The sequence below is a fragment of the Bradyrhizobium sp. AZCC 2176 genome, from assembly GCF_036924645.1.
GTDB lineage: Bacteria > Pseudomonadota > Alphaproteobacteria > Rhizobiales > Xanthobacteraceae > Bradyrhizobium.
In genome coordinates this window covers 1310678-1335720 of record NZ_JAZHRX010000001.1, presented here as the reverse complement: position 1 = coordinate 1335720, position 25043 = coordinate 1310678, and the positions used below count along the sequence as shown (strand labels likewise).

The 25043-nt window shown below is 64.0% G+C and carries 22 protein-coding genes and 1 tRNA gene; 14 read left to right on the top strand and 9 right to left on the bottom strand.

Features of this window, described 5'->3' with window-relative positions:
- Window position 1: 1 nt before the first annotated feature.
- Complete coding sequence (locus tag V1288_RS05940) at window positions 2-1927, bottom strand: AsmA family protein (RefSeq protein ID WP_334361201.1); 1926 nt, start codon at window positions 1925-1927, stop codon at window positions 2-4.
- 445 nt (window positions 1928-2372) lie between these two features.
- Here V1288_RS05940 and V1288_RS05935 point away from each other — a divergent pair, with 445 nt between their 5' ends.
- The 6 genes from V1288_RS05935 to V1288_RS05910 all read left to right on the top strand — a co-directional run bounded on the left by V1288_RS05935 (window position 2373) and on the right by V1288_RS05910 (window position 8628).
- Entirely contained in the window at window positions 2373-5699 is a 3327-nt protein-coding gene (locus tag V1288_RS05935; protein ID WP_334361200.1) for a CHAT domain-containing tetratricopeptide repeat protein, read from the top strand.
- Window positions 5700-5724: 25 nt separating this feature from the next.
- Window positions 5725-6177, top strand: coding sequence for a hypothetical protein (locus V1288_RS05930; protein ID WP_334356185.1), 453 nt, complete (start codon window positions 5725-5727; stop codon window positions 6175-6177).
- Between the two features lie 77 nt (window positions 6178-6254).
- Window positions 6255-6383 carry a hypothetical protein gene (locus tag V1288_RS05925; RefSeq protein WP_334356184.1) on the top strand — a complete coding sequence of 43 codons (129 nt, stop codon included), beginning with the start codon at window positions 6255-6257 and terminating at the stop codon, window positions 6381-6383.
- A complete protein-coding gene (locus V1288_RS05920) occupies window positions 6383-7156 on the top strand; it encodes a hypothetical protein (RefSeq protein WP_334356183.1) in 774 nt (257 codons plus the stop codon). Before V1288_RS05925 ends, V1288_RS05920 begins: the two co-directional genes overlap by 1 nt.
- Window positions 7157-7240: 84 nt before the next feature.
- Window positions 7241-7978 (top strand): CoA transferase subunit A, encoded by a 738-nt coding sequence (locus tag V1288_RS05915; protein ID WP_334356182.1) that lies wholly within the window; start codon window positions 7241-7243, stop codon window positions 7976-7978.
- Window positions 7978-8628: a 3-oxoacid CoA-transferase subunit B gene (locus V1288_RS05910; RefSeq protein WP_334356181.1), complete on the top strand. Its 651-nt coding sequence runs from the start codon at window positions 7978-7980 to the stop codon at window positions 8626-8628. The genes V1288_RS05915 and V1288_RS05910 overlap by 1 nt, the downstream gene beginning before the upstream one ends.
- A gap of 263 nt (window positions 8629-8891) precedes the next feature.
- On the opposite strand, the gene V1288_RS05905 is transcribed toward V1288_RS05910, so the two are convergent.
- The 3 genes from V1288_RS05905 to V1288_RS05895 all read right to left on the bottom strand — a co-directional run bounded on the left by V1288_RS05905 (window position 8892) and on the right by V1288_RS05895 (window position 12805).
- Window positions 8892-10538: an ABC transporter permease gene (locus V1288_RS05905; protein ID WP_334356180.1), complete on the bottom strand. Its 1647-nt coding sequence runs from the start codon at window positions 10536-10538 to the stop codon at window positions 8892-8894.
- Window positions 10539-10641: 103 nt separating this feature from the next.
- A complete protein-coding gene (locus V1288_RS05900) occupies window positions 10642-11667 on the bottom strand; it encodes a Fe(3+) ABC transporter substrate-binding protein (protein ID WP_334356179.1) in 1026 nt (341 codons plus the stop codon).
- A 181-nt stretch (window positions 11668-11848) separates the two neighbouring features.
- A complete protein-coding gene (locus V1288_RS05895) occupies window positions 11849-12805 on the bottom strand; it encodes a threonine/serine dehydratase (RefSeq protein ID WP_334356178.1) in 957 nt (318 codons plus the stop codon).
- Window positions 12806-12876: 71 nt separating this feature from the next.
- Between V1288_RS05895 and V1288_RS05890 the strand changes: the two genes are divergently transcribed.
- Complete coding sequence (locus V1288_RS05890) at window positions 12877-13194, top strand: ArsR/SmtB family transcription factor (RefSeq protein WP_334356177.1); 318 nt, start codon at window positions 12877-12879, stop codon at window positions 13192-13194.
- A 136-nt stretch (window positions 13195-13330) separates the two neighbouring features.
- The gene (locus tag V1288_RS05885) at window positions 13331-13816 is read left to right on the top strand and encodes a Crp/Fnr family transcriptional regulator (RefSeq protein ID WP_334356176.1); all 486 of its coding nucleotides are present in this window, start codon (window positions 13331-13333) and stop codon (window positions 13814-13816) included.
- Here V1288_RS05885 and V1288_RS05880 read toward each other — a convergent pair.
- The 4 genes from V1288_RS05880 to V1288_RS05865 all read right to left on the bottom strand — a co-directional run bounded on the left by V1288_RS05880 (window position 13755) and on the right by V1288_RS05865 (window position 18276).
- Window positions 13755-14582: a metallophosphoesterase family protein gene (locus tag V1288_RS05880; protein WP_334356175.1), complete on the bottom strand. Its 828-nt coding sequence runs from the start codon at window positions 14580-14582 to the stop codon at window positions 13755-13757. The genes V1288_RS05885 and V1288_RS05880 overlap by 62 nt on opposite strands.
- A gap of 744 nt (window positions 14583-15326) precedes the next feature.
- On the bottom strand, window positions 15327-16826 hold the full coding sequence (locus V1288_RS05875) for a tripartite tricarboxylate transporter permease (protein WP_334356174.1): 1500 nt from the start codon (window positions 16824-16826) through the stop codon (window positions 15327-15329).
- On the bottom strand, window positions 16826-17311 hold the full coding sequence (locus tag V1288_RS05870; RefSeq protein ID WP_334356173.1) for a tripartite tricarboxylate transporter TctB family protein: 486 nt from the start codon (window positions 17309-17311) through the stop codon (window positions 16826-16828). The genes V1288_RS05875 and V1288_RS05870 overlap by 1 nt, the downstream gene beginning before the upstream one ends.
- Entirely contained in the window at window positions 17308-18276 is a 969-nt protein-coding gene (locus tag V1288_RS05865; protein WP_334356172.1) for a Bug family tripartite tricarboxylate transporter substrate binding protein, read from the bottom strand. Before V1288_RS05865 ends, V1288_RS05870 begins: the two co-directional genes overlap by 4 nt.
- A gap of 236 nt (window positions 18277-18512) precedes the next feature.
- On the opposite strand from V1288_RS05865, the gene V1288_RS05860 reads away from it, so the two are divergent.
- Entirely contained in the window at window positions 18513-19232 is a 720-nt protein-coding gene (locus V1288_RS05860; protein WP_334356171.1) for a glutathione S-transferase family protein, read from the top strand.
- Window positions 19233-19268: 36 nt separating this feature from the next.
- On the opposite strand, the gene V1288_RS05855 is transcribed toward V1288_RS05860, so the two are convergent.
- Window positions 19269-22334 carry a PAS domain-containing sensor histidine kinase gene (locus V1288_RS05855; RefSeq protein WP_334361199.1) on the bottom strand — a complete coding sequence of 1022 codons (3066 nt, stop codon included), beginning with the start codon at window positions 22332-22334 and terminating at the stop codon, window positions 19269-19271.
- 290 nt (window positions 22335-22624) lie between these two features.
- On the opposite strand from V1288_RS05855, the gene V1288_RS05850 reads away from it, so the two are divergent.
- The 5 genes from V1288_RS05850 to V1288_RS05830 all read left to right on the top strand — a co-directional run bounded on the left by V1288_RS05850 (window position 22625) and on the right by V1288_RS05830 (window position 24950).
- On the top strand, window positions 22625-23008 hold the full coding sequence (locus tag V1288_RS05850) for a phasin family protein (RefSeq protein WP_334356170.1): 384 nt from the start codon (window positions 22625-22627) through the stop codon (window positions 23006-23008).
- A gap of 249 nt (window positions 23009-23257) precedes the next feature.
- Entirely contained in the window at window positions 23258-23692 is a 435-nt protein-coding gene (locus tag V1288_RS05845; protein WP_334356169.1) for a phasin, read from the top strand.
- Between the two features lie 230 nt (window positions 23693-23922).
- Window positions 23923-23999 (top strand) — tRNA-His (locus V1288_RS05840).
- 173 nt (window positions 24000-24172) lie between these two features.
- Window positions 24173-24490, top strand: a complete 318-nt coding sequence (locus tag V1288_RS05835; protein WP_334356168.1) for a hypothetical protein — start codon at window positions 24173-24175, stop codon at window positions 24488-24490.
- A gap of 130 nt (window positions 24491-24620) precedes the next feature.
- Complete coding sequence (locus V1288_RS05830) at window positions 24621-24950, top strand: hypothetical protein (protein WP_442893911.1); 330 nt, start codon at window positions 24621-24623, stop codon at window positions 24948-24950.
- The last annotated feature ends 93 nt before the right edge of the window (window positions 24951-25043 follow it).

The following is a 25043-nucleotide window of genomic DNA, read 5'->3' as shown; positions in this document are numbered from 1 at the left end:
CTCAGTTCGCCTTCGCCCCGTCCGCTGTCTCCGGCGCCGCTGGCTTTTGCCCACCGCCGGTAAATCGCTCGATCACGGAGCGCACCGCATCGCGCGTCTTGCGGTCCTTTACCGCATCGAGCAGCGGGGCTGCGCCCGGCGAGCGGCGGATCAGGCTTTCCGGGTCAGGGAATACCAGCGGATCGTCCCACGGGCCCTGCACCACGAAGGGGAGCTCAAATCCCTTGTCGCCGCCGGCTGCGGCTGATGTCAGGCTGGCGACGCCCTTAAGGTCGTATTCGCGGGCCGGTACCGAGGCGGTGCCGGTCAAGCTCAGCCGCGTCGTCGGTCCGTCGACGCGCAGGTCCTCGACGGTGGCGATGCCGTCGTTGAAGCGCACCGAAACCGTGAGATTGTCGTAGGGCGTCGATCCCGAGCGGAAATTGCCGCCGCCGGACAGGGGCCGTCGCTCCAGCCGCTTCAACAGTTGCTCGACATTGAAGCCCGCGATCGCGCCGTCATGGCCGGTCATCGTCGCGGTGCCGTCGAGCGAGGAGGCGAGCCCGAACGGGCTCGCGCCTGACGCCACGAGCGAGACGCCGAGATTGCCGCGGCCGGACAGTTTAGTGATGCCGAACAATTCGCTGGCGCACGCCTGCAGGTCGACATCGGTGAACTGGAACTGCGCCTTGACGTCGGCCATCGTGTCCGAACGCGCGATACCGAACGAGCCCTTGGCGATGCCGCCATACATCTGCGCCTCGCCGATCGAGAGCGCCAGCGCGCCGCCGCGCAAATTGGCGCCGAAGGCCGTGCGGCCGAGCCGGGTCGGGCCGACCGTCACCCGCGCCGCTGACAGGCGCATGTCGAGATCGGTGGCGGACAACGACGTGAGGTCGAACAACTGCCGGTTCCAGTCGCGCGCGCCGCTCGCCAGCAGGCGCACGGTGGAGATGTAGGGCGTGAAATCGAGATTGCCTGCGGCGAGCGTCGCCTGCAGCGTCTGGCGGCCGTTATTGGCCACCGTCATCACGCCCTCGGCGACATTGCCGTCGAGTTCGACATTCACATTGGTCAAGGCGACCGAGGCGCCGACGACGTTGGCGCGGGCCCTTAGTGCGAAGCGGCCGAACCCGCCGCTGCCGGGCACCGGCTGTCCCATCCAGCGCAGCGCGTTGCGCAGCGACAGGCTGTCGGCGGTGACCGTGCCTTCCATCATCAGGCTGGTGCGGTTGGCGACGAAGCCGTCGAAGGCGAGTTTTACCGGCGCGCTGACCAGCCGCGCCTTCAGGCCCGAGCGGTCGCCCGAGAGCATCGCGACGAAGTCGCTGGCCGAGATCGAGCCGTCGACGCGCTCATTGCGCCAGTCGAATTGCCCGGTCGCCGCGAACGAGCGCGAAATCGACGGCCAGGCCAGCGAGAGATCGATGTCGCCGAGCTGCTCTTTGACGTTGTTGGCGGCGTCCTCGTATTTCAGCACGCCGTCCTGGATCCTGATTTCGGAGAACGACACCTGGTTCTCGGCGCCGGGCTTCATCGTGCGCGCGATCCGTTCGACGAACGGCGTCCAGTTGCTCTCGCCGCCCGCTTCCCTGATGACGCGGATATGCGGCCGCAACATCATGACGTCGGCGATCTCGAAGCGGCGCAGCAACAGCGGCAGCAGGCGCAGATTGGCGGTCAGCACATCGACCTGCAGCGCGGGGTCAGTGGTGCCGCCGCCCTTCAGCCCGACATTGTGAAAGGAAACGTAGCTGCCCGGAAACACCGAAACGTCGATCGCGCCCGACACCACCAGATCGAGCCCGGTGACCGCGCGGATCTGCGCCTCGACCGCCTGCCGCAGCGCGTCGCGGTTGAGGAACCAGGAGGTTCCGATCAAGGCAAGCACGGCCACGCCGAACAGCGCCGCAACCGGCATCCCGAGGCGCTTCATTCCTTGGGCCATCGTCAATGACATATCCGGATCTGGTTAAGCCGAACTCGGGTTGCTGCTGCGGAGACTTGTTGATTAAGGGTCGATGTTGATCAGGGCAGGCGGCGCAAAGGCTATGCCCATGCCAACCCACGCAACTTGAAGCGTTTTCTTGACGCTTTCAAGGCCGACAACGCCGGTTCCTGGGTGGGATCACAGGCCTTTATCGCCCGCTCCGCCCCAAGCCCGTACGATTCCGGATGCGACCAGAAGTCCCTAGGATGGCGGGCTTCAGAATTTCATGACAGCAGAATTTCATGACAGACTTGGGCTTGCTTGCTAGTATTTCTCTATTGCAGATGAAATGTTTACTGGAGGTCATTAAATGTCCTCGCATAGTAATTCTCTCCTGCGTTTTAGGGCCGCCAACTTCCCTGCAATCCAGGCCGCTACCTCAAGATGCGCCATTGTGACGGCGATGCTTGCGGCAACTGCGCCGGCGGCGCAGGCGCTCAGCATCGAAGCCGCCCAGGAAAACTGCCGGATGACGGTCGGCCGGCCGATCGTTCAGGCCTGTATGCGCGCCTCCGGCGGGACGGGAAACTTGGAAGCATGCCGCGCCAAGGCCACGCCGCCAGTCCGCGCCTGTGTGATGGCGGCGCTGAACGCCGCCAATGGCCGTGCCAATGTCGCTGTCGCCGTTCCAGCCGAGGCCGCGCCGAAAGTTGCGGCCGGTAACGCGCTGCCCGCCGGATTTGTCGCGCCACCGCGAACGATCACCGATATCACTGCGATTCTGGACAGCGAGAAGCCCGATCTCAAGACGATCGAGAAGCTGAAGGCTGAGGCCGATTCCAAGCCGACCGGCAAGGAATCGCGCGAAGGCCTCGCGCAGTTCTATTTCGACCGCGCCAATGCCCGGGTGCAGCTCGGCCGGCTCGCCGACTCCATCGCCGATGCCAACAAGGCCGTCGAAGTCGGTCGCGGCGCGATTACGCCCCTTATGATGGGAAGGTTGATTGCGTTTGCAGCCCAGCAATACTCTGCGGCCGGCGATCCCAAGAAGGCATTTGAACTGTATCAGCGGCAGCTTAGTGAGGTCTCGACCCAGAGAAAGGGGAGGGGCTACCAGTTCAGCGCCAACCGCGCGATCGCCGCCATCCTGATCCAGATGGGCGATATCGCCCAGGCGGAGGCCTATATTCGCCGCAACCAGCCGCTGCTTCAGGAAGTGCGCACCAGCGGCCTTCCGCCGATGCGGGCGGCCTACATTACCTACGGCCAGATGTGGGAATCCGAAATCGAGCTTGGCCGAGCCATGCTGTTCGAAGCGCGTGGCCAGTATCGCGATGCCGAGGCCGCATACAAACTCGGCGAACTACGCAGGCGCGCAGCGATCAAGCCAATGCTGGGAGCCGAGAATCCGCCTTCCGAGTCCAGCATGCAGCTCGGCGTCGACTTCACTGTTTTAAGCCAGGCCCGAATGAAGGCGCGCCAGGGGCGTCTTGCCGAGGCCGAGGTCGATGCCCGTCGCGCGCTGCTGGCGCAGCTGAAAAATCAGGGCAAGTACAACGCCCCCACGCCACGTTTCGTCGCGGGGCTGGCCGATATTCTGGTCGAGCAGGGCCGTTATGCCGAAGCCGAGCAACTGGCCCGGGTGAGCCTCGAGATCAGCCGGACGGTCGGCGTTGCCGAGAATTCTCTCTCGAATGTGCAACAATTGTCGCAGCTCGGCAGTATTCTGAACTTGCAGCGCAAGGGCCGGGAAGCGATCGCGGTGTTCGCGCAGATCGACAAGGCGATCGCGAACTGGGAGCCCGCGCGGCGGCAGACCTTCGAACTCAGCGGCGGGCGCATCACCTCGCTGTACGCCTCGGGACAGATCGAGGCCGGCATCGCCGCGGCCGAACAGCTCGTGAAGAAGCAGGTTTCCCGGGTCGGCGAGAATCATTTCGATACCGCCTCGGCGCGCGGCACGCTGGCGGTCGGCCTGATGCGGGCGGGACGCGATGAGGAAGCGATCCGCGAATTCAGGACGGCGATCCCGATCCTGATGGCGTCCTCGCGCGAGACCGCCGATGACGACAATGCCACGGCGGTCGCGGCGCGCAGCCAGCGCCTGCAGGGCATCGTCGAAGCCTATCTCAACATGCTCGCAAAGAATTCCGCAGGCGACATCGGCGCTGAGACCTTCAGCCTTGCCGATGCCATTCGCAGCCGCTCAGTGCAGCAGGCGCTGGCGGCATCGAGTGCGCGTGCCGCCGCCAAGGATCCGGCGCTGGCCGAACTGGTCCGAAAAGAGCAGGACCTCGGCAAGCAGGTGAATGCACAACTGGGAACGCTGACCAACGTGCTGTCGCTGCCGTCGCACGAGCGGGACGAGAAAGGCGTTCAGGCGATCAATGCTTCGATCAACGCCCTGCGCGCTGAACGCACCAAGGCGCGGCAGGAAATCAGTCAGCGCTTCCCGGCCTATGCCGACCTGGTCTCGCCGAAGCCGCCATCGGTCGAGCAGATCAAGGCAACATTGGCCGACGGGGAGGCGATGCTGTCGTTCTATTTCGGCCAGAACAACAGCTTCGTCTGGGCGGTGCCGAAGAGCGGCCCGGTCGCGTTCGCCGCGATCAAGGCCACCAGCGGCGACATCGAGAGCAAGGTGCGCAAGCTGCGCGAGGCGCTGGAGCCGGAGGCGGCGATGATTTCCGACATTCCGCCGTTCGATCTCAAACTCGCGCATGAACTCTATTCGCTGCTGTTGCAGCCGGTGGAAAGCGGCTGGAAGCCAGCGAAGAACCTGATCGTGGTTACCAACGGCGCGCTCGGCCTGTTGCCGCTGTCGCTGTTGCCGACCGCGCCGTCTGAAGCTCGCAGCGACGACGATCCGCTGTTTTCAAGCTACAAGAACGTGCCGTGGCTGGCGCGGACGCATGCGGTCACGGCAGTGCCTTCGGCGGCGGCGCTGCGCACCCTGCGGCAATTGCCGCCGGGCAAGGCGGGGCGGAGCGAATTGATCGCGTTCGGCGATCCCTATTTCAGCAGGGAGCAGGAAGCGGAGGCCGCCACAGATGAACAGATCAGGGTTGCCGATGCCAGTGGCAACACCACGCGCGGCAGACCGTTGAAGCGTCGCAACAGCCCAAAGCTCGACGGTGTCGACAGCGCCGAACTGGCGCTATTGCCGCGGCTTCCGGACACGAGGGAAGAATTGAAGTCGATCGCGCTGGCGCTGCAGGCCGATCCCTCGAAAGTCCTGAACCTCGGCAAGCAGGCGAGCGAGCAGGCGGTCAAGACGATCGACCTTTCAGGTTTCAAGGTGCTGGCGTTCGCCACCCATGGCCTGGTGCCCGGCGAGTTGAACGGCCTGTCGCAGCCGGCGCTGGCAATGTCATCGCCAACCGTGACCGGCGGCGAGGGTGACGGCCTGCTCACCATGGAGGAAATCCTCGGATTGAAACTCGATGCCGACTGGGTGGTGCTATCGGCGTGCAACACCGGCGCCGGAGCAGGCGCCGGCGCCGAAGCCGCCTCGGGCCTCGGCCGCGCTTTTTTCTACGCCGGCACTCGCGCCCTTCTGGTGACCAACTGGTCGGTTCACTCGCAGTCGGCGCGTGAACTGGTGACCGACCTGTTCAGGCGGCAGGCGCAGGATCCTAAATTGACGCGTGGCGAAGCGCTGCGGCTGGCGATGATGGCTCTGGTGGACGGCCCCGGCTACGCTGGCGCCGACGGCAAGGCCGAATTCGCTTATGCACATCCGTTGTTTTGGGCGCCGTACACCATCATCGGCGATGGCGGCGTGAGATAATGTTGAAGGGCAGGGGAGAACGATCGTGCGCATCTGCGGCTTGCGGCTTCTGTTGGGAAGTATTGCGATTATCGCCGCCGGCGCGATGCCGGCGAAAGCGGCGCAGGTTTTGATCACGGCCGAGGAAGCCGCGTTGCCGCCGCCGAAAGGCGCGGTCGCGGCCGAGCGGCGCGGAATCACGCGGGGACCCAAGGTCGATCTCCTGACCGGCGGCGGGGAGTTCCGGTCTCCGATGCGCCTTCAGCTCAAATTCGAACCCTATGGCGGGGCCAAGATCGATCCGGATTCGGTCAAGATGACCTATCTCCGGACCCCGAACGTCGATCTCACGTCGCGGGTCAGATCCTTCGTTGGGCCGCGCGGGATTGATATGCCGGAGGTCGAACTGCCGGCCGGCGAGCACATGGTGCGGGTCGACATCAAGGACACCGACGGGCGTGTCGGGACTACGAGCTTCATCCTGAAGGTCGTCCCCTGAGCGCCGCCTGTCCATACTGCGCGCGGGAAAATCCACCCGAGGCGCTGGTGTGCGGCTCCTGCTCGCGGGAGATCGCGGTGCCGCAATCGCTGATGGCGGAGCGTGACGAACTGGCGCGCAAGCGCGACATGTTGCGCTTCGAACTGCACCGGGTGAAAAGCGAACTTGAGATGCTCATGCGCCGCAGAAAAAATCGATCAGCCTGATGGAATGTCCGTTCTGCGCCGAAACGATCAAGGATGAGGCGGTCGTCTGCAAACATTGCTCGCGGGATCTGCGGATCGTACGCCCTGTCATCATCGAGATCGAGAAAATCGTCATCGAACTCGACGCCTTGCGGCGTGAACTCGATCAGACCAATGCGCGCATCGAGCGGATTCGTTCCCCCTTGCGATACTACGGTGTTCATTCGCTCGCCTATGTCCTGCTCCCGGTCATCCTGCTGCTGGCTGCTCACATCCTCATCACCATCATCCTGGACATTACCCCGCTCTATCTCCGGCTTGCTTCGGTGGTCATTCCGCTGCCGTTCGGCTTCCTGATCCATTCGCATCTGAAAATCGGGTGGCGCGGCGCCATTTCGGTCGGGTTTTTGACGGCGGCGATTGCCGTGACATGCATGCTCACCGTGACCGGCATCAACGATAATGTTCCGATCGTGCCGGGGCCGTGGGTCGAATGGCGAGAGGTGATCGAATATACCGCCAGCATCGCGCTCGCTTTCGTGACCGGCAACATTCTCGGTCTCCTGATTGTCGATGTGCTGCCGAAAACGGTGACGCGGGGCGGCGGCAAGCCCAACCCGCTCGCCTACAAGGCTGCAGGCCTGCTCGTCGGTCGGCATGTCGGCGCGGAGCACCTGCGCCGCCGCGCTCGCATCATTCAGGACCTGATGACGGCGGCCGGGCCCATGGTGGGTATCATGGGGACCGCGGCCGGGTCCCTGTATGCCGGCCTGAAGGGCGTTATGGGCGGCTGAGCGCATTGACGCACCGCGAAGAATTCGCCTAATAATCCCGACAATGCCGGCTTTCGGCCGTTCCCTCCATCAGGTCATATTTCCATGAACAAGGTCTATCCCGACGCCAAATCGGCACTCGATGGCGTTCTCAAGGACGGCATGATGATCATGTCCGGCGGTTTCGGTCTGTGCGGTATCGCCGAAACCTTGTCGGACGCGATCCGCGATTCCGGCGTCAAGGGTTTGACGGTCGTCTCCAACAATGCGGGCGTCGACGGCATCGGCCTCTCCAGGCTGCTGGAGACGCGGCAGATCAAAAAGATGATCTCGTCCTATGTCGGCGAGAACAAGCTGTTCGCGCAGCAATACCTCGCCGGCGAACTGGAACTCGAATTCAACCCGCAGGGCACGCTGGCCGAGCGCATCCGCGCCGGCGGCGCTGGTATCCCGGCCTTCTTCACCAAGACCGGCGTCGGCACGCTGATCGCCGAAGGCAAGGAAGTGAAGGAATTCGACGGCGAGAAATACATCATGGAGCGCGGCCTGTTCGCCGATCTGGCCATCGTCCATGCCTGGAAGGGCGACACCGCCGGTAACCTGATCTACCGCAAGACCGCGCGCAATTTTAACCCGATGATGGCGACCGCCGCGAAGATCACGGTGGCGGAGGTCGAGCATCTGGTTCCGGCCGGCGAACTCGATCCGGACTGCATCCACACGCCCGGCATTTTCGTCAAACGCATCATCGAAGTCGGAACTGGAAAGAAGCGCATTGAATTCCGCAATACCCGGCCGCGCCCATCGAGCGCGTCCGCGGCGGCAACGGGAGTAGAAATCTGATGGCCTGGACCCGTGAACAGATGGCTGCGCGTGCCGCGAAAGAGTTGCGCGACGGCTATTACGTCAACCTCGGCATCGGCATTCCGACGCTGGTCTCGAACTATATCCCTGACGGCATCGACGTCAGCCTGCAGAGCGAGAACGGCATGCTCGGCATGGGCCCGTTTCCTTATGAGGACGAGGTGGACGCCGACCTGATCAACGCCGGCAAGCAGACGGTGAGCGAATTGCCCTCGACCAGCTATTTCTCGAGCGCCGACTCCTTCGGCATGGTACGCGGCGGGCATATCGATCTGTCGATCCTGGGGGCGATGCAGGTGGCGCAGAACGGCGACCTCGCCAACTGGATGATCCCCGGCAAGATGGTGAAGGGCATGGGCGGCGCGATGGACCTCGTCGCCGGCGTCAAGCGCGTCGTCGTCGTCATGGAGCACTCCGCCAAGGACGGCCCGAAGCTTCTGAAGACGTGCAATTTGCCGCTGACCGGTGAGCGCGTGGTCGACATGGTGGTAACGGATCTGGCAGTCTTCACCATCGACAAGCACGGCAAGGACGGCATGGCGCTGATCGAACTCGCCGACGGCGTCACCCTGGACGAGGTGAAGGCGAAGACCGAAGCCGAATTCCGCGTTGCGCTGAAGAACGCCTGACGATCGTGCCGGTCTCGTAGGGTGGGCAAAGGCGCTTAGCGCCGTGCCCACCATTTACACCGCACAGGCGGAAAGGTGGTGGGCACGCTGACGCTTTGCCCACCCTACAACGGGTCGTCGTCCTTGCGAACGCAGGGACCCACACTCTGCGGCCTCTCTTTTTAGCGCTGGGGCTAGTTGCCTTCGTAACAACAACGGCCGGTGGTTATCGGTCCCTGCGTTGGCATGCGTTGGCAGGGACGACGGAAATCCAGTTGCTTGGCCTACGCCGGCCCGCTCGGTATGTCCGAAAACCTTGTCAGCCACGCCACCGGGCCGATGCTGGCGGCGACGATCAGTAGCGCCGCCAGCGCGCCTTCCTCAAAGCTGCCGCGGCTGGCGTATTGGTAGATCGAGGTCGCCAGCGTTTCGACGTTGAGCGGCCGCAACAGCAGCGTCGCCGGCAGCTCTTTGAGGCAATCCACGAATACCACGATGACGGCGCCGAGCATGGCGGGGCGCAAGAGCGGCAGATGGATCAGCCGCATCGTCGTGGTCTGGCCGGCGCCGACGGCGCGCGCGCTGTCGTCGTAATCGCGCGGGATCCGCTCGAACCCTGCCTTGATGAATCCGGTCGGCACCGCCAGAAAGCGGATCACATAGGCGATGACAACGGCAGCGCCGGAGCCGACCATGATCAGTCCCGGCAGCGATCGTCCGAGCGATGCGGCGAGCGCGTTCAGCGCGTTGTCGATGGCGAGCACCGGCGCGAGCAGCCCGAGCGCCAGCACGAGCCCGGGCAGCGTGTAACCCAATTGCGCGATGTTCATCGCGACGAAGCGCAGCCTGTTCGGCCGCCAGCGCCAGGCCAGAATGGTCGCAAAGCCGAGCAGCAGCGCGGCGAGCGTCGCAAGGCTCGCAAACGCGATCGAGTTGAAGGCGTCGCGCCACAGCGCCATGTCGAAATTCGCAAACAGCCCGCGCTTGAAACTCTGATGCGCGAGATACAGCAGCGGCACCAGAAATCCGAGGCAGACCGGCAGCAGGCAGGCCGCGAATGCGAAACCGCCCTTGATGCCGGCAAGCGTTGTCCGTTGCGTCAGCCGCGGGCTTTCGGCGGAAAACTCCGTCGTGACGTTGCGCCGGCCGTAACGCTCGATCGCGATCAGTCCGGCCACGATCGCCAGCATGAAGCAGGACAATTGCGCGGCGCCGGCGAGGCTGCCGCGGTTGAGCCAGGTCGTGAACACCGAGACCGTCAGCGTGCGGACACCGAGATATTCGCTGGCGCCGATATCGTTCAGCGTCTCCAGCGACACTAGCGCGACGCCGACGGCGAGTGCGGGACGCGCCATCGGCAGCGAGATACGCCAGAAGGTGGTCCAGCGTCCGGCGCCGAGCGTCTTCGCGGCTTCAGTGAACTCGGCGCTCTGGAACTGGAACATCGTGCGCGCCGACAGATAGACGTAAGGGTAGAGCACCAGTGCGATCACGATGATGGCGCCGGGCAGCGAGCGCAGGCTGGGAAGCAGGCGCACCGCGTCCTGCAGCGGCAGCCAAAGTGCGAGCGTCCGGTGGACCAGGCCGAGCGGCTCGAACAAATCGACATAGACGTAGGCCGCGAGGTAGGTCGGGATCGCGAGCGGCAGCGGCACCAGCCAGAGCAGCATTTGCCGGCCGCGGAATTCATGCAGCGAGACGATCCAGGCCGTGCCGGTGCCGATCGCAAGCGACAGGGCGCCGACGCCGCCGAGCAGGAGCGCCGTGTCGAGAAGGCTCCGCGGCAGTACGTATTCGATGAGGGGCTGCCAGACATCAGGCGCCGGCTGCAGCGCCAGCGCGATGATGGAGATGACGGGGGCGGCCACCAGGATGGCGGTCGCGACCGCGATCACTGCGGCGATCCACCCCGCGTGCGTGGTTCGGGTCACGCCGGCTCACATCGGCGAGCAGCCGGAAACCCATGCAGCATTATGCCCTCTCCCGGGGAGGAAGAGGGCATGTTGGCGGAATGACTGTCGCGACTTGGTGCGATCAATTATCGAACCCGACCTTGTCCACCAGCGTCGAGGCTGCCTTGCGGTTGGCGGCGATCTTGGCGATCGGGAGCGGATCGGCGGTCAGCTTGCCGTAGCCCGCAATCGTCGGGTTGACGGCGACGCCGGCGCGAACCGGATATTCGTAGTTGGAATCGGCGTAGATCTGCTGCGCCTTGTCGCTGACAAGCCACTCGATCAGCTTGACGCCGTTGGCCTTGTTGGGCGCGTGCTTGGCCAACAGGACGCCGGAGAGATTGACGTGGGTGCCACCGCCTTCAAACGTCGGCAGGATCACCTTGGTGGCTTCCGCCCACGGCTTCTTCTCGGGATCGTTGTTCATCATCAGCGCCCAGTAATAGGTGTTGCCGATGCCGATGTCGCACTTGGCGGCCGCGACGTCGCGCGCGGCTTCGCGGTCGCCGCCCGAGGGCTTTTGCGCCAGATTGGCTTTCAGGCCCTTAAGCCACTCCTCGGCTTTGGCCTCGCCGTACTTGGCCGTGTAGGCCGCGAACAGACCGTTATTGTAGATGTGCTGGCCGGAGCGGATGCAGATCTTGCCCTTCCACTTGGGGTCGGCGAGCTCTTCGTAGGTGATCTTGTCCTGCTTGACGCGGTCCTTCGAGGCGTAGATCACCCGCGCGCGCATCGAGATGCCGGCCCAGTGGCCATCAGGATCGCGATATTGCGCCGGCACGATCTCGTCGATCACCACCGACTTGATCGGCTGGGTGACGCCGGCCTGCACGGCCTCGTCGATGCGGCCGATGTCGACCGTCAGCAGCACGTCGGCGGGGCTGTTGGCGCCTTCCGCCTTCATGCGCTGCTCGAGGCCCGAACTCGCCGAGACGACATTGACCTTGATGCCGGTGTCCTTGGTGAAGGCGTCGAACAACGGCTGGATCAGCTTGGTTTCGCGATAGGTGTAGACATTGACCTCGCCGTCGGCGGACGCCGGCGCGGCCCCGAACGCGGTGAAACAAAGCAACGCTGCGGTTGCGGCGGTAGCGCGAAATTTGATCATGAAAGCTGCCCGACAAAGCTGGTGAAGATGCCGGTTTCAGTAGCGCAGCGACTGCCATGCCGTCAGCGACTGGATGTCGCGAATGGCCCGATTTAGAAGGATTCCAGCGAAATGATTTAGAGTGATTCCAAAGTGTGGACGAGCCACCGCCGCCTTGCGCGGGGGACGCAATCATCGGCGCTCAACGGGTGAGGTCGAAATTGACGGCTGTGGTGTTACCGCCGCTGATGATGACAGCAACGCGCTCGCCGGCGACGGGCCTGTAGGCGCCCGACAGGATCGCTGAGAATGCCGCTGCGCCACCCGGTTCTGCCACGATGCGCAAGGCGCGCCAAAGCTCAGCCTGCGCCTCGGCGATTGCGGCGTCGGAAACCAGCACGGTGTGCCGCGCGTATTTTTGCACGATCGGAAAGACCTGTTCGCCGACGCGCCGCGGCGCCAGCGAATCCGCCGCCAGACCTCCGGCCTCCGCATCGATCGGCCGGCCGGCTTCAAAGGCTCTGGTCAACGTCGGCGATGCCAGCGGCTCGACGCCAATCACCTTGATACGGCCGGCGTACCAGGCGGCGATTCCTGCGATCAGCCCGCCGCCGCCTACCGATACGAGCAGCGTGTCGATATCCGGCGCCTGACCGGAGAGCTCGAGGCCGAGCGTTCCCTGTCCCATGATGGTTTCCTTCTGATCGAAGGCCGGCACTTGCAGTGCGCCGGTTTGCTGCGCCCAGTTCTCGCTTGCCGCGAGCGCGTCGGCATAGCGGTCGCCCTCGATCGCGAGGTCGGCGCCATAGTCGCGGATCCGCTGCAGCTTCGCCGGCGAAGAGATGTTCGGAACGAAAATCTTGGCCGGCTTGCCAAGCTTCATCGCGGCATAGGCGACCGCCGCGCCGTGGTTGCCGCCCGACGCCGCGACCACGCCGGCCTTCGGTACGTCACGGGTCAAGAGATTGGCGAACGCGCCGCGCGCCTTGAACGAGCCGGAGTGCTGAAGCAGCTCCAACTTGAGCGTCAGCGTAGGGCCGGGAGGGCCGAACTCGGCCGCATCGACGTCGACGACTGGCGTTCGCCGGATGAAGGGCCGAATGAGCCTCTCGCATTGTGCGATCATTTCTGAAGTTACCGCATCCACCGGCGCGTTCATTCCAAGGCACTCCAAGGCTTGTTGAAGGAAAGGCTTGTTGACAGGAATTAGTCACTTAGCTAATTAGCAATATGACTTCTTTCGAGGATGACGTCGAGTCTGCTTTTCGCGCGCTCGCCAGCGATCGGCGGCTGTTGATCCTGGAATGGCTGAAACGCCCCCGGGCGCACTTTCGGCCGCAGGTCGACGGCGACCTTGTCAAGGATGGGGTCTGCGGCGTGTTGATTGCCGAGAAGCTCGGCGTCAGCCAGCCCACCGTGAGCGAGCATCTGAAGATATTGTCGCAGGCGGGACTAGTGAGCGCCAAGCGCGTCAAGCAGTGGACGTTCTACAAGCGCGATGAAGCGCGCATCGCCAAGCTGAAAGCCGCCATACTCGAAAAGATATGATGTTCGGTCGTGGGCTGCGCCAGCGCGCGCCGACGCTGGGCGCTCCGTGCTGACATTTTGAGCAGCGAAGCGCACGTTATCCGTTCGACCTTGGCATCATCAGTGCCTAGTCTGGGCTGGAGCGGAGACGATGCTGATGCGCGCGATCCTGGACTATTGTACCGGCGGAATGAAGCGAGAGGTGCTGGCAGGCGCGCTTGTCCTTCATGAGGGCAGCAAGACCGGACATCTGTTCGTCCTGCTCGAGGGAAGGCTGGAAGTCGTCAAGGGCGATAGCGTCGTCGCCGTTCTGACCGAGCCGGGGGCGATGCTCGGCGAAATGTCGGTCCTGCTCGAGCAGCCCCACACCGCGACCGTGCGCGCCGCCGCCGATTCCGTCGTCTACGAGTTCGACGACGCGGCGGCGTTCCTGCGCGACCAGCCGGCGGTGGCGCTGTTGATCGCGCGCCTGCTGGCGCAACGCCTCAACGTCGCCAACACCTATCTGGCCGACCTGATGCATCAATATGCCGGCCACGGCAACCACCTCTCGATGGTCGGCGAACTCCTGCAGAGCATGATCAACCTGCCGCCGACGCAGGTTTCGCCAGGCTCGGATCGGCAATCCGACCCAAGGATGTAAGCCAGGTCGGCGGGGTCTCGATTGCCGCCGCCGGCCGAGCCAAGGGCGCGCGCAGGTCGATGCGTTGGGCTTCGCCGGCCGCAAGCCAGAACGCCGCGCCCTCATCGAGGTCGAGCACGATATAGACCGGCGGACGGCCGTGCTGCAGGCCGGTGTTGAATACCCAGGTGGTGCCGAGACGGTCGAACCATGAGCCGTCGGGGATGAAAGGTGACTGATGCACGTGGCCCGAGATCACCATTGACGGCTGGTACTGCGCGATCCATTGCACCAACTCGACGTCGCCGAAAAACCGCTTGCCGCCCCAGCTCGTCGGCGAATTCGCCGGCGGCGCATGATGCACCCAGATCCAGCGTTGCGCCCGTTCCGCCGCGGCGTCGCGAAGCTGGGATTCGATGCGGCCCTTGACCAGCGGTCCGTCCCACCACGGACACACCGTGAAGCGCGTGTCGCCGATGGTGAGGCTGTCGCCGTCGCAGGCGATGCCGAGCTCGCGGATATCGCCGACCCAGCGCGCGATCTTTTCGCCTTCCGCGCTGCGTTCGTCGAGGTCGTGATTGCCCGAGCAGAGAATGATGCGCGTGACGCGGGACAGCAGCGACAGATATTTCTTCACGACGAGAATCTGCGCGCGGAAATCGACGAACGACCCGATGTCGAGCGCGTCGCCGGCGAAAATGACGACGTCGAATTCAGGAGCTGCCGCCAGCAGCCAGTCGAACTGCGGCAATGAATAATGCAAATCGGCAACGACAAGGCAGCGCATAATGATTCAAATCCAATATGCCAGGAAACAGGCGATCCGCAGGCGGATGCATTCAGGCACAGTAGATTCGAGCAAGAATTGTGCCGGTCGTGACTTCAAACGGGTCCATTACTCGGCTGGGAGGATCAGGGCGGCATACCCATAAATCGGGATTGATGGCTACTCGACGTGCGATATGCCCGCTAGTGAACCAAATTCCACATCGCAACGCACGACGCAAAGTGCCAGCAGCGAACGTAGCCTGCAAAGCGGCAGATAACCCTCTCGATGCGACATTGGTTTGGTTAAGCCGAGTGTCGGCTTACTTGCAGAGCCTTTTCTTCTTATTCTCCGCTATATCGATCTGGCAATTCGAATTGCAGCGCTGACTGTTGCTTCCAGTTGCGCGCTTGCACTTGGTGTTTATGCACGCAGCGACGTCACAAACTGCGGCCGCCGCTCGTGCCTCCGACACGAAAGCGCAGGCCATACCGGCAAAGAGTGTAATAGCGAGAACCGCAAATGCGAAACGTGACATGGATTGCTCCAGCAAAAATGAGGAATGAAAGACGTCAATGATAATGCCGCCACAGGTGGGCTGACAATCCCAGTCAGAGCCCAATCTTCGCCGCCCAAGTCCGCCGGGGTCATTCGCTACAGGGGCGACCCAGCAGCAAGTCCAGCCATGTCCGCTGTGACGCCGAAAGCGAAAATCAATTCAACTCGCCTTAATCCGAATTTGGCTGCGCGCTAATATGTCCACGCCTAATCCTCGCTCGCCTTGAACCGGCCGAGCCCCTTCAGCACGAACGGGGCCAGCAGCGCGATCAGCGCGATACCGAGCAGCGTCGCCGACATCGGGCTTTGCAACAGCACGATGGGGTCGCCGAGGCTGATGGCGAGCGCGCGGCGCAACTGGCTTTCGGCGATGGGCCCTAAGATGAGACCAACGACGACAGGCGCGATCGGAAAGTCGAACCGGCGCATCAAGAAGCCCAGCACGCCAAAACCTGCCAGCATCGACAGCTCGACGACCGACGGTTTGGCCGCGATGGTGCCCATGGTCGCGAACACGAGAATGCCGGCGTACAGCCACGGCTGCGGGATCGCGAGCAGTTTCACCCACAGGCCGACCAGCGGCAGGTTGAGCACCAGCAGCATGACGTTGGCGATGAACAGGCTGGCGATCAGGCCCCACACCAAATCGGGCCGCTCGGCGAACAGCAGCGGTCCCGGGTTCAGGCCGTATTGCTGAAAGCCCGCCAGCATCATCGCTGCCGTTGCCGAGGTCGGAAGGCCGAGCGTCAGCAGCGGCACAAGCGTACCGGCGGCGGAAGCGTTGTTGGCGGCTTCCGGGCCGGCGACGCCCTCGATCGCGCCCTTGCCGAATTCCTCCGGATGTTTCGACAGCCGCTTCTCGGTCGAGTAGGACAGGAATGTCGGAATCTCCGCGCCGCCGGCCGGAAGCGCGCCGATCGGGAAGCCGAACATCGTCCCGCGCAGCCACGCCTTCCACGACCGCTTCCAATCCTCCCTCGTCATCCACAGCGAGCCGCGCACCGGCTCGATCTTCTCCTCGGCGTGATGGCGGCGCGATGCGACGTAGAGCGCTTCGCCCACAGCGAACAGGCCGACCGCCAGCGTCGTCACCTCGACGCCGTCGAGCAGTTCGGGGATGCCGAACGCGAGCCGGGCCTGGCCGGTGAGCTTGTCGATGCCGATCAGCCCGAGCGTCAGCCCGACAAACAGGCTGGTCAGTCCGCGGATCGGCGAATCTCCGAAGGTCGCGGACACCGTCACGAAGGCCACGCACATCAGCGCGAAATAATCTTCAGGCCCGAAGCGCACGGCAAAATCCACCAGCCACGGCGCCAGAAAGGCGAGGCCGATGGTGGCAATGGTGCCCGCGACGAACGAGCCGATCGCCGACGTCGCCAGCGCCGGACCGCCGCGGCCGGCCTTGGCCATCTTGTTGCCTTCGAGCGCGGTCGCCATCGAGGCGCTCTCGCCGGGCGTGTTGATGAGGATGGCGGTGGTCGATCCGCCATACATGCCGCCGTAATAGATGCCGGCGAACATGATCAGCGAGCCGCCGGGATCGAGCTTGTAAGTGACCGGCAGCAGCAACGCGACCGTGAGCGCCGGACCGATGCCGGGCAGCACGCCGACCGCGGTGCCGAGGAACACGCCGATCAGCGCGTAGAGCAGGTTCATCGGCTGCACGGCGACAGCCATGCCATGCGCGAGCGCAGCGAAAGTTTCCATTACAGCAGTCTTTCCAGGGGGCCGGCAGGGAGACTCAACGTCAGCAGCCGATCGAAAGCGAGATAGACCAGGGTGCTCATCACGAGCGCGATGGCGGAATCGGCGAGGATGGCGCGCCGTCCGAACGCAGCCGAGGTGGTGACGAACAACGCCGAGGTCGCAAGGATGAAGCCGCCGCCGAAGCCGATGATGGCGATCAGCAGCGCAAGCCCGCCGAGGATCAGCAGCACAGCCCTGGGATCGGCGCTCTCGCGCGGCGGCAGGTTGCCGCGCAACGCGTCGACCAGATTGCCGATCGCAAGCAAGCCGAGCCCGATCGCGATGACGACCGGCATCACCTCGGGGCCCATGCCGTACATCGTGGTGGCCGGCAGTTGCCTTGAATCCCATACCAGCACCACGGCAAGCGCGGCGAGCGCCGCGGCAATGATGAGGCCCGCACGATCGATGTGCCGCGACCCTGGCTCCTGCGGAAGGTCCGTCATGATTTGACGAGGCCGACCGACTTCAAGACGTCGGTGACGCGCGTCGTTTCCTTCTTCAGGAAATCCGCAAACGCGTCGCCGCCGAGATAGGCGTCATCCCAGCCCTTCTGCTTGAGGATGTCCTTCCAGGCGTCCGACTGGACCATCTTCTCCACCGCATCGCTCAGGGTCTTGCGCTGTTCCGGCGTGATGCCGGGGGGCGCGACCACCGAACGCCAGTTGGCCAGCACGAGGTCGATGCCTTGTTCCTTGAACGTCGGAATATCGCTGCCGGCGATGCGCTTCTCCGACGTCACGCCGAGCGCGCGCAGCTTGCCGGACTTGATCTGTCCTTCGTATTCGCTCATTCCCGAAATGCCTGCGGTGACTTTGCCGCCAAGGATCGCCGCCAGCGACTCGCCGCCGCCCGAAAACGGAATGTAGTTGACCTTCTTGGCGTCGGCGCCGATCGTTCCCGCAAACAGCGCCGCCATCACATGGTCGACGCCCCCGGCCGAGCCGCCGGCAAACGTTACCTTGGCGATGTCGGCCTTCACGGCAGCGGCAAGATCCTGCGCGGTCTTGAGCGGTGAATTCGCCGGCACCACGATCACCTGGATCTCCTCGGTGAGGCGCGCAATCGGCGTCACCTGTTCGAGCGTCACCGGCGATTTGTTCATGGCGAGCGCGCCAACCATGACGAAGCCGTTCACCATCATCTGGTTGCCGTCGCCCTTGGCGCCGTTGACGAACTGCGCGATGCCGACGCTGCCGCCGGCGCCGGCCACGTTGGTGACCTGGACGCTGCGGGCGATCTTGGCGGCGACCAGCGCCTGCTGCATCGACCGGGCGGTCTGATCCCATCCACCGCCGGGAGCGGCCGGCGCCATGATCTTGAGCTCGAGCTGCTGCGCGAGGGCCGGGCTACCTGCTGCAAGCGTCAACGCAACGGCCGCGCCGAACAGGCGCGTATGAAACGGCGTCATGGGATTCCCTCCAGGCTCACGCGGAGCCATTATGTGTCAATTCGTCGCATATCAACCGGAAAAGGCGCCGCTGTCCAGAAGGACCTTTAGGTGTCCGAACGGGATCCTTCAGTAAAAGATCTCGCCGCGTCTCCAACCTCGCCCCCGCGAAGGACGGGGAGAGGAGCGGAGAAAGCCCCGTGTGCTGATCGCGATTCTGGATTAGCCTCCGAAAAATTGAGTGAGGGTAGAAATCGATGCCTGCGAATGTTCAATCCGACCAGGAAACGCATCGAAGCAGCAACCGCAAAATGCGGCTGTTCTCCGGCCCCTTAAGTATGTTCGGCGCAAAGGTCCAGATCGCGGCGCACGAGAAGAACATCGATTTCGAACTGGTCATGGTCCCCTTCACCATGAAGGAGGGTTACGCGCCAAAGCATCCGGAAGTCCTGCGCATCAATCCAAAGCGGCAGGTCCCCGTGCTGATCGACGGTGACCTCGAGATCTTCGATTCCACCCAGATCTTCGAATATCTTGAAGACATCAAGCCGCATCCTGCGCTGTGGCCTGCGACTTCTGCCGCACGGGCCTGGTCTCGCCGGCTGGAGCATGAATCGGATGAAGTCTATTTCCCTCATATCATCAAATTGATGCAGCTCTGGAAGACGCCGCTCGATCCCGCCGCGGAGCTCGCGCGCGCGGGCGCCGCGGCTTATTATCGAACCATGGAGAGCGTGCTTGATGACCGCGAGTTTCTCGGCGGCACGTATTCCTTTGCCGATATCGCGTTCTATATGGCCCAGCTGTTCGGCGCGCGCTGGGGCGCCGACATGACCGGCGAAACGCCGAGGCTTCTGCAGTGGCGGCAGCGCATGACGGCAAGACCGGCGGTCATCAACGTCGTCGGACCGATGGCCGATTATTTGCGCGGCCAGGGCCTCAGCGTTCCAGCGTTTCTTCCGTCAAAAGCGACGTGATCGACATCGCGAGTACGCGCGCCCGTTGGTCTCCGGTCAGGCGCGCGCCACCGTGTGCGGAAACACGATCTCGATCAGCGTGCCGGAGCGGCCGCCGGTCTTGATCTGGAATTTGGCGCGGTTGGCTTCGACAAGCGCCTTGGTCAGCGACAGGCTGACGGCCGAACTCTCGGCGTGATCCGACGGCGCACGCGTCCGGAACGGCTGGAGGGCTGCGGCCACCTCATTGTCGTTGAGGCCGTGGCCGGTGTCGCGGACCCGCAGCATCACCTCGCCGAAATCGGACAGCGCGGTCGAGACGATGACCTGGCCGCCGGCGTTGGCGAGATGGATCGAATTGCCGATCAGGTTCAGCGTGATCTGGCGCAGGGCGCGCGCGTCCGCGATCACCGGCGGCAACATGTGCGCGAGCGAGGTGCGGATGATGATCCGTTCGCGATTGGCCTGCGGCTGCATCACCGCCACGCAGCTCTCGACCAGCTCGTTGAGGTTCTGGTTGGTGAAGGCGAGATCGAGCTTGCCGGTTTCGATCCGGCTAAGGTCGAGCAGATCGTTGATGATGGCGATCACGCGTTCGCCGGAGGCGCGGATGTCCTTCATGTATTCGAGGTAGCGCTCGTTGCCGAGCGCGCCGAAACGCTCGCCGATCATCACCTCGGAAAAGCCGATGATGGCGTTCAGCGGCGTCCGCACCTCGTGGCTGATCCGCGCCAGCACGTCGGCCTTGGCATTGGCGGCGCGTTCGGCCAGCCGCCGCGCCTCGCGCAATTCGCTCTCGGTCTTCTTGACTGGCGACAGATCGCGGAACACCGCGAAGAAATTCGGCCCATCAGGGCGGGTGCGGCCCATGGTCATCGACAGCGGGATGATGCCGCCCTTGCTTTCGCGGCCCAGCACCTCGCGGCCGTGATCGAGCAGGCTTTCGACGCCGGAAGCCTTGATGCCGGCGAGATATTCGAACACGCCGTGCCGGCTTTCGGGCGCAAACAGGTCGGTGAGATTGCGTCGCGCGAGCTCGTCGCCGTCATGGCCGAACAGTGCTTCGGCGCTGCGGTTGGCGGCATGGATGTTGCCCTCGGCGTCGAACATCACGATGCCTTCGGCCGTGGTGTCGAGGATGGCGGCGAGCTCTTCGGCGTTGGCATTTCCGACATCAGACGGTTCGGAGACGTCAGGCTTCAACACCGGCGGCTCGGAGACAGGCTCCGATACCGGCTCGGCTTGCGCGATGGCGGCCGCGATCGCGGCACCCTCATGCCGCGTGCCTGAGAAGATCAAAGCCAGCGCCGAATCGCCGTCCCATGAAATCGTGTAGAGGCGGGCCTCTGCTGCCGATGACGGCGCATCGGCATCCGCAGGCCCGCTTGCGGAAATCGTCACCGGCCGGCCGGCGTCCGATGTCGAGGACGTGTTGGAGGTGCCGGGTTCGACATAGAGCGCATCGAGGCCGCCGGCATCTTCCAGCGCGTGCAGGTTCGGATAGCCCATCTGCGTCAGGAACGCGGGGTTGGCATACAGCAGCCGGTCGAGCCGGTAGATCAGGATGCCGACCGGCAGCAAATCGAGCAGCGCCTTGTCGCGCGCGGCTTCGCCGCGTGCGGGCGGCTCGGGCGTCGCCAGCCATTCGGGCGGCGCGCTGGCGGCTTCGCGCACGGGCAGTGCGGCCAGCGGTTCGAAGATGGCGTCGCCGGCGGCATCCCGCGCCGTCTCGTTGCCGTTCTCGGTGTCGAGCCGCGCCGACAATTGCCGCGCGAGTTCGTCGAAGGCGCTGTTTTCAACCGGCGTCAGCGACAGCGGCTTCGCTTCGCCGGGGACACGGAATGGCAAGACGTTTCCGGCGGCGTCCGCCGGCAACGCGGTTGCGGCTTCGGTCGGCGTGTCCTCGATGATTTGCTGGAGGCTGTCTTGGATGCTGTCTTGGAGGGCGCTGTCCTGGACACTTTCTTTGACGCTTTCCGCCAAGCTTTCCTTGGGAGGTTCCACGGGCGTTTCCAAATCGTTTTGATGTGAAGTCTCTGCGGCAGAAGTCTCTGCACCAGAAGTCTCGGCAGCAATCGTTTCAGGCAATTCGTCGGATAAAGCCGATGCAACGCTGGTCGGCTCGGCAGATGCTGCAGCGGACACGTCTTGCGGCGTCACCGTCTCACCGGACAATTCCGCGAGGCGCAGGGCGGCGAGCCGCGCCAGCGCATCGAAATCGCGGCAGACGCCGAAGCCGCGATAGCCGACGAAGTTTCGCGCGCCATCGAAGACCGGCAGGCCGGACAATTCGACGGGCAACGTGCCGCCGCCGTCCACCGGCCAGTTCAGCGTGATGTCGCTCCAGATCGCACCCGTCGCAAATGCCTGCATCATCCGGCCGGTAGGATCGAAGCCGAAGGTCGCGGCGATCTCGCGCCATGGCCGGCCGAAAGCGGCCGTGGTGCGCGGGCCCATCAACCCGGTGAATTCGTTGGTGCCGAGCGTGAAGCGGCCTTCCCGGTCCATCCGCCAGGTGAAGCGCAGCGGCAGGCGGCGCGCCGGCGGCACCGTCCGGCCGGCAAAGGCTTCGAGCCCAAATACGTCGACCGCAGATGGAGGCGCGCGCGAAATGGTTTCGGCGGCGGGCGGCTCGTCTGCGGCGGCAGGCTCGGCAAACGCATCGAACAACGCAAACTCGGCCGGCGCTTCGCCCGATTGTGCCGGCTGCACCGCGTTATCGGGCTGCGTCTGCGCCGGGCGCGGCGCGATCACCGGGATGTTGCCGGCGGCGATCAGAACACCGTGGCTGCCATCGGGAAAGTCGAACCGCAAAGCGCCGCAGGTCGCAAGCATGCCGGGCGCGGCGCCAAATCCCTGCAGACGCTCCAGCCGGATCGCGCCGTTGGCGAGCAACCGGCCTGCGAGCCGCGCAATCTGCCGCCGGTGCCGGTCGGCCGGCCCAAAAGCTTTTTCGGCAAGGGCTGCGGCGCTGGCCGCGCCGAACAGGCGGACGCCGGCCGGATTGGCCCACAGTATCCGGGTGCCGTCGGCGGTCCATAGCCATGCGGGCAGGGGACTCGCCGCGTAAGCCGCCAATCGCGGATCTCCGAGCGCCCGCCACTGAAATTCCGCATCCTGCATCGCAGCTACATGACCGTCCGGCGTCAAAATCGGCACCCCAAACGCCGGCGGCGTTAAGGGATCGTTAGTATCGCAAGCCGGCAGCGGCAGGTCCACGGCCCGGCGGGCCGGCGGTAATCTAAGCGGCGGATAACCTTAACCCGGCTGGACCCTTTGGCCGGCCGCCGCGTTGGATGGTTGCCAACGGCCGTCAAGGGTTCAACGTCGAACCTCCCCGGCGCCGCATCCGTCCCCGGAGCGGCCCCTGACGGTATCCGGGCGCAATCTCAGCCAATGCAAGGGAACGCACCATGAGTGACGAAGTGCGAGATCGTTTCGAGATACCCAAGGAAATGCGATCGATGGCGGAAGCGAGCTTCGAGCAGGCCCGCAAGGCCTTCGATAGATTCCTCGCTTCCGCGCAGGCTACCGCCGGCTCGATTGAGGAGCGCAACGCCACGGTTCGCGCCGGCGCCAAGGATGTCAGTGGCAAGGCCATCGCCTATGCCGAGAAGAACGTGCAGGCCTCGCTCGATCACGCGCAGTCGCTGCTGAAAGCCAAGGATGTGACCGAGGTGGTGCGACTGCACGGGGAATATGTGCAGGGTTTGATGCGATCGCTGACGGAGCAGGCCGGCGAGATGGGCCAGATCGTCGCCAAGGCCGCCATGGACGCAACCAAGCCGAAAGCCTGAGTGGCCGCCATCGGCGAGAGACCCGGCACCGGGCCAGCCGGGATGGAACCCGTATTCCGGGTTAAATATGCGGCGATGCACCAGAAATTGCAGTGCGTTGCACAAATTTGACATGATATTGGTTCTAATTGGGCCAGCCCGTGGATGGGCAACTTTCCGTGAGTGTGTCGTGACCTTTCGGCCCGCCTTGCCTGCCCGGCGGTCCGCAAGGGGGAATGCCGTTTAACCCCATTGTGAAGGATGCAAGCCGTGACCAGCTCCACCGATCCCTTCTCTGCCTCCATCATCCCCTTCGAAGTCCCCGAGCAAATGCGCGCGCTTGCCGAAAAGGGCGTCTCGCAGGCCCGCGACAGCTATGCCAAGTTCAAGGATGCCGCCGAGACCCATAACGGCACCATCGAGGCCGTGTTCACCTCGGCCAGCAAGGGCGCCAGCGAATACAACGCCAAGCTGATCGAGTTCTTCAAGGCCAACACCTCGTCCTCGCTGGATTTCGCGCAGGAGCTGTTCGGCGTGAAGACGCCGGCCGCAGCGCTTGAGCTGTGGACCTCGCACGCCAAGAAGCAGTACGAGACCCTCACCGCGCAAGCCAAGGAGCTCGCCGAGCTCGGCCAGAAGGTCGCCAGCGAGACCGTCGAGCCGATCAAGACTTCCGCCTCGAAGCTTTACAAGCCGGCCGCCTGACCGCTTCGTATTGATCACGAAAAGCCCGGGCAAAGCGGCCCGGGCTTTTTGCTGCCAAACGTTCTTTGCTGCCAAGGCTTTTGCCGCCGTCCGCGGAGCCCCGGCAAATGAACGCAAAAAGCCCTCGGGGCGACTATAATCAGACGCTTCCCGGCCTTGCCAAAGTGAAGCGTTGCACCTAGTTTCCGGCCCATTCGCAGGCCCCCTTTTGGGGCCCTCGCGTGAGGGATGCAGTTGTAGCTCAGTTGGTTAGAGCGCCTGTCTGTGGAACAGGAGGTCGGTGGTTCGAGCCCACCCAACTGTACCAGTCTTCACTCCATTCGAATCTGTATTGCCGCTCGAACCGCCGCGACACTTGTGCTGTGGCGTGTTGTCCACCCGTGCTTGCGAATCCTGATCGGTTCACCCAGAATTCCGCCAAACTTTGGGCTGGGGGGATGGATGACGATTTTTCGAGTAGGGAATTTTTGGTTTGGATGGTTGCTGGCCACGGCGCTGTCGGTTTCGATCTCGCCTGCCGCCGGTCAAACCTACACCCCCGAACAGGAGCAGGCCTGCACCGGCGACGCGTTCCGGCTGTGCAGTTCCGAAATTCCCGATGTCAGCCGCGTGACGACCTGCATGGTCGCCAAGAAGTCGCAGCTTTCGCCGGCCTGCCGGGCGCAGTTCAGGCCGGACCCGAGTGAAGCCGCGGCCAGGCCGGCCGGCCGGCCGGCCGTGATCCGGCCGGCAACGCCGCGCAAGGCCGTGAGCGCCAAGCCGCGCAAGGCCAGGAAGCTGGCGAAACGCGCGACCTGACGGCGCGGGCGACCTGACGGCGCGGGCGACCTGACGGCATTACATCATTTTAAGATTCCCTCGCGGGCAGACTGACGCCTTGTTTGCGGCGTCTGCAATGAACATCTCCCAGTCAAGAGGAGAGGGTTCATTGAGCGAACACCAGAAAGAGCTCGACCGGCATTTTGCCTGGTTCGAGAGGAAGCTGCCGCCCGGGCCGGCGAAGTTCGTCGGCTGGGTACGCAAGCCGTCATCGATCTACGTCCGAATTCCGCTTGCGTTTCTCTTGGTCGTCGGCGGATTTCTCAGCTTCCTGCCGGTGCTCGGGCTCTGGATGCTGCCGCTCGGACTCCTTTTGTTCGCACAGGATGTGCCGCCGCTGCAGAAGCCGATGGCGCAGGGGCTCGGATGGATCGAGCGCAAATGGCTCGAGCGCCAGCGAGCAAAGCTCGAACGCGAGCGCGCAAAAACCGTGCAGTGAGACGATCAGGGGTTCAACCTGTTCGGTTGTGACCGGGCTCACACGTGTGACTCAAAAACCAGCCTTGTTGGCAATTACGTGGCTTCATCGCGG

Coding starts and splice junctions, on each gene's coding strand:
- V1288_RS05940 (WP_334361201.1), bottom strand. CDS start 1,927: ATGGCCCAAGGAATGAAGCGCCTCGGGATGCCGGTTGCGGCGCTGTTC.
- V1288_RS05935 (WP_334361200.1), top strand. CDS start 2,373: ATGCTTGCGGCAACTGCGCCGGCGGCGCAGGCGCTCAGCATCGAAGCC.
- V1288_RS05920 (WP_334356183.1), top strand. CDS start 6,383: ATGGAATGTCCGTTCTGCGCCGAAACGATCAAGGATGAGGCGGTCGTC.
- V1288_RS05915 (WP_334356182.1), top strand. CDS start 7,241: ATGAACAAGGTCTATCCCGACGCCAAATCGGCACTCGATGGCGTTCTC.
- V1288_RS05910 (WP_334356181.1), top strand. CDS start 7,978: ATGGCCTGGACCCGTGAACAGATGGCTGCGCGTGCCGCGAAAGAGTTG.
- V1288_RS05900 (WP_334356179.1), bottom strand. CDS start 11,667: ATGATCAAATTTCGCGCTACCGCCGCAACCGCAGCGTTGCTTTGTTTC.
- V1288_RS05895 (WP_334356178.1), bottom strand. CDS start 12,805: ATGAACGCGCCGGTGGATGCGGTAACTTCAGAAATGATCGCACAATGC.
- V1288_RS05890 (WP_334356177.1), top strand. CDS start 12,877: ATGACTTCTTTCGAGGATGACGTCGAGTCTGCTTTTCGCGCGCTCGCC.
- V1288_RS05885 (WP_334356176.1), top strand. CDS start 13,331: ATGCGCGCGATCCTGGACTATTGTACCGGCGGAATGAAGCGAGAGGTG.
- V1288_RS05880 (WP_334356175.1), bottom strand. CDS start 14,582: ATGCGCTGCCTTGTCGTTGCCGATTTGCATTATTCATTGCCGCAGTTC.
- V1288_RS05875 (WP_334356174.1), bottom strand. CDS start 16,826: ATGGAAACTTTCGCTGCGCTCGCGCATGGCATGGCTGTCGCCGTGCAG.
- V1288_RS05870 (WP_334356173.1), bottom strand. CDS start 17,311: ATGACGGACCTTCCGCAGGAGCCAGGGTCGCGGCACATCGATCGTGCG.
- V1288_RS05865 (WP_334356172.1), bottom strand. CDS start 18,276: ATGACGCCGTTTCATACGCGCCTGTTCGGCGCGGCCGTTGCGTTGACG.
- V1288_RS05860 (WP_334356171.1), top strand. CDS start 18,513: ATGCCTGCGAATGTTCAATCCGACCAGGAAACGCATCGAAGCAGCAAC.
- V1288_RS05855 (WP_334361199.1), bottom strand. CDS start 22,334: ATGCAGGATGCGGAATTTCAGTGGCGGGCGCTCGGAGATCCGCGATTG.
- V1288_RS05850 (WP_334356170.1), top strand. CDS start 22,625: ATGAGTGACGAAGTGCGAGATCGTTTCGAGATACCCAAGGAAATGCGA.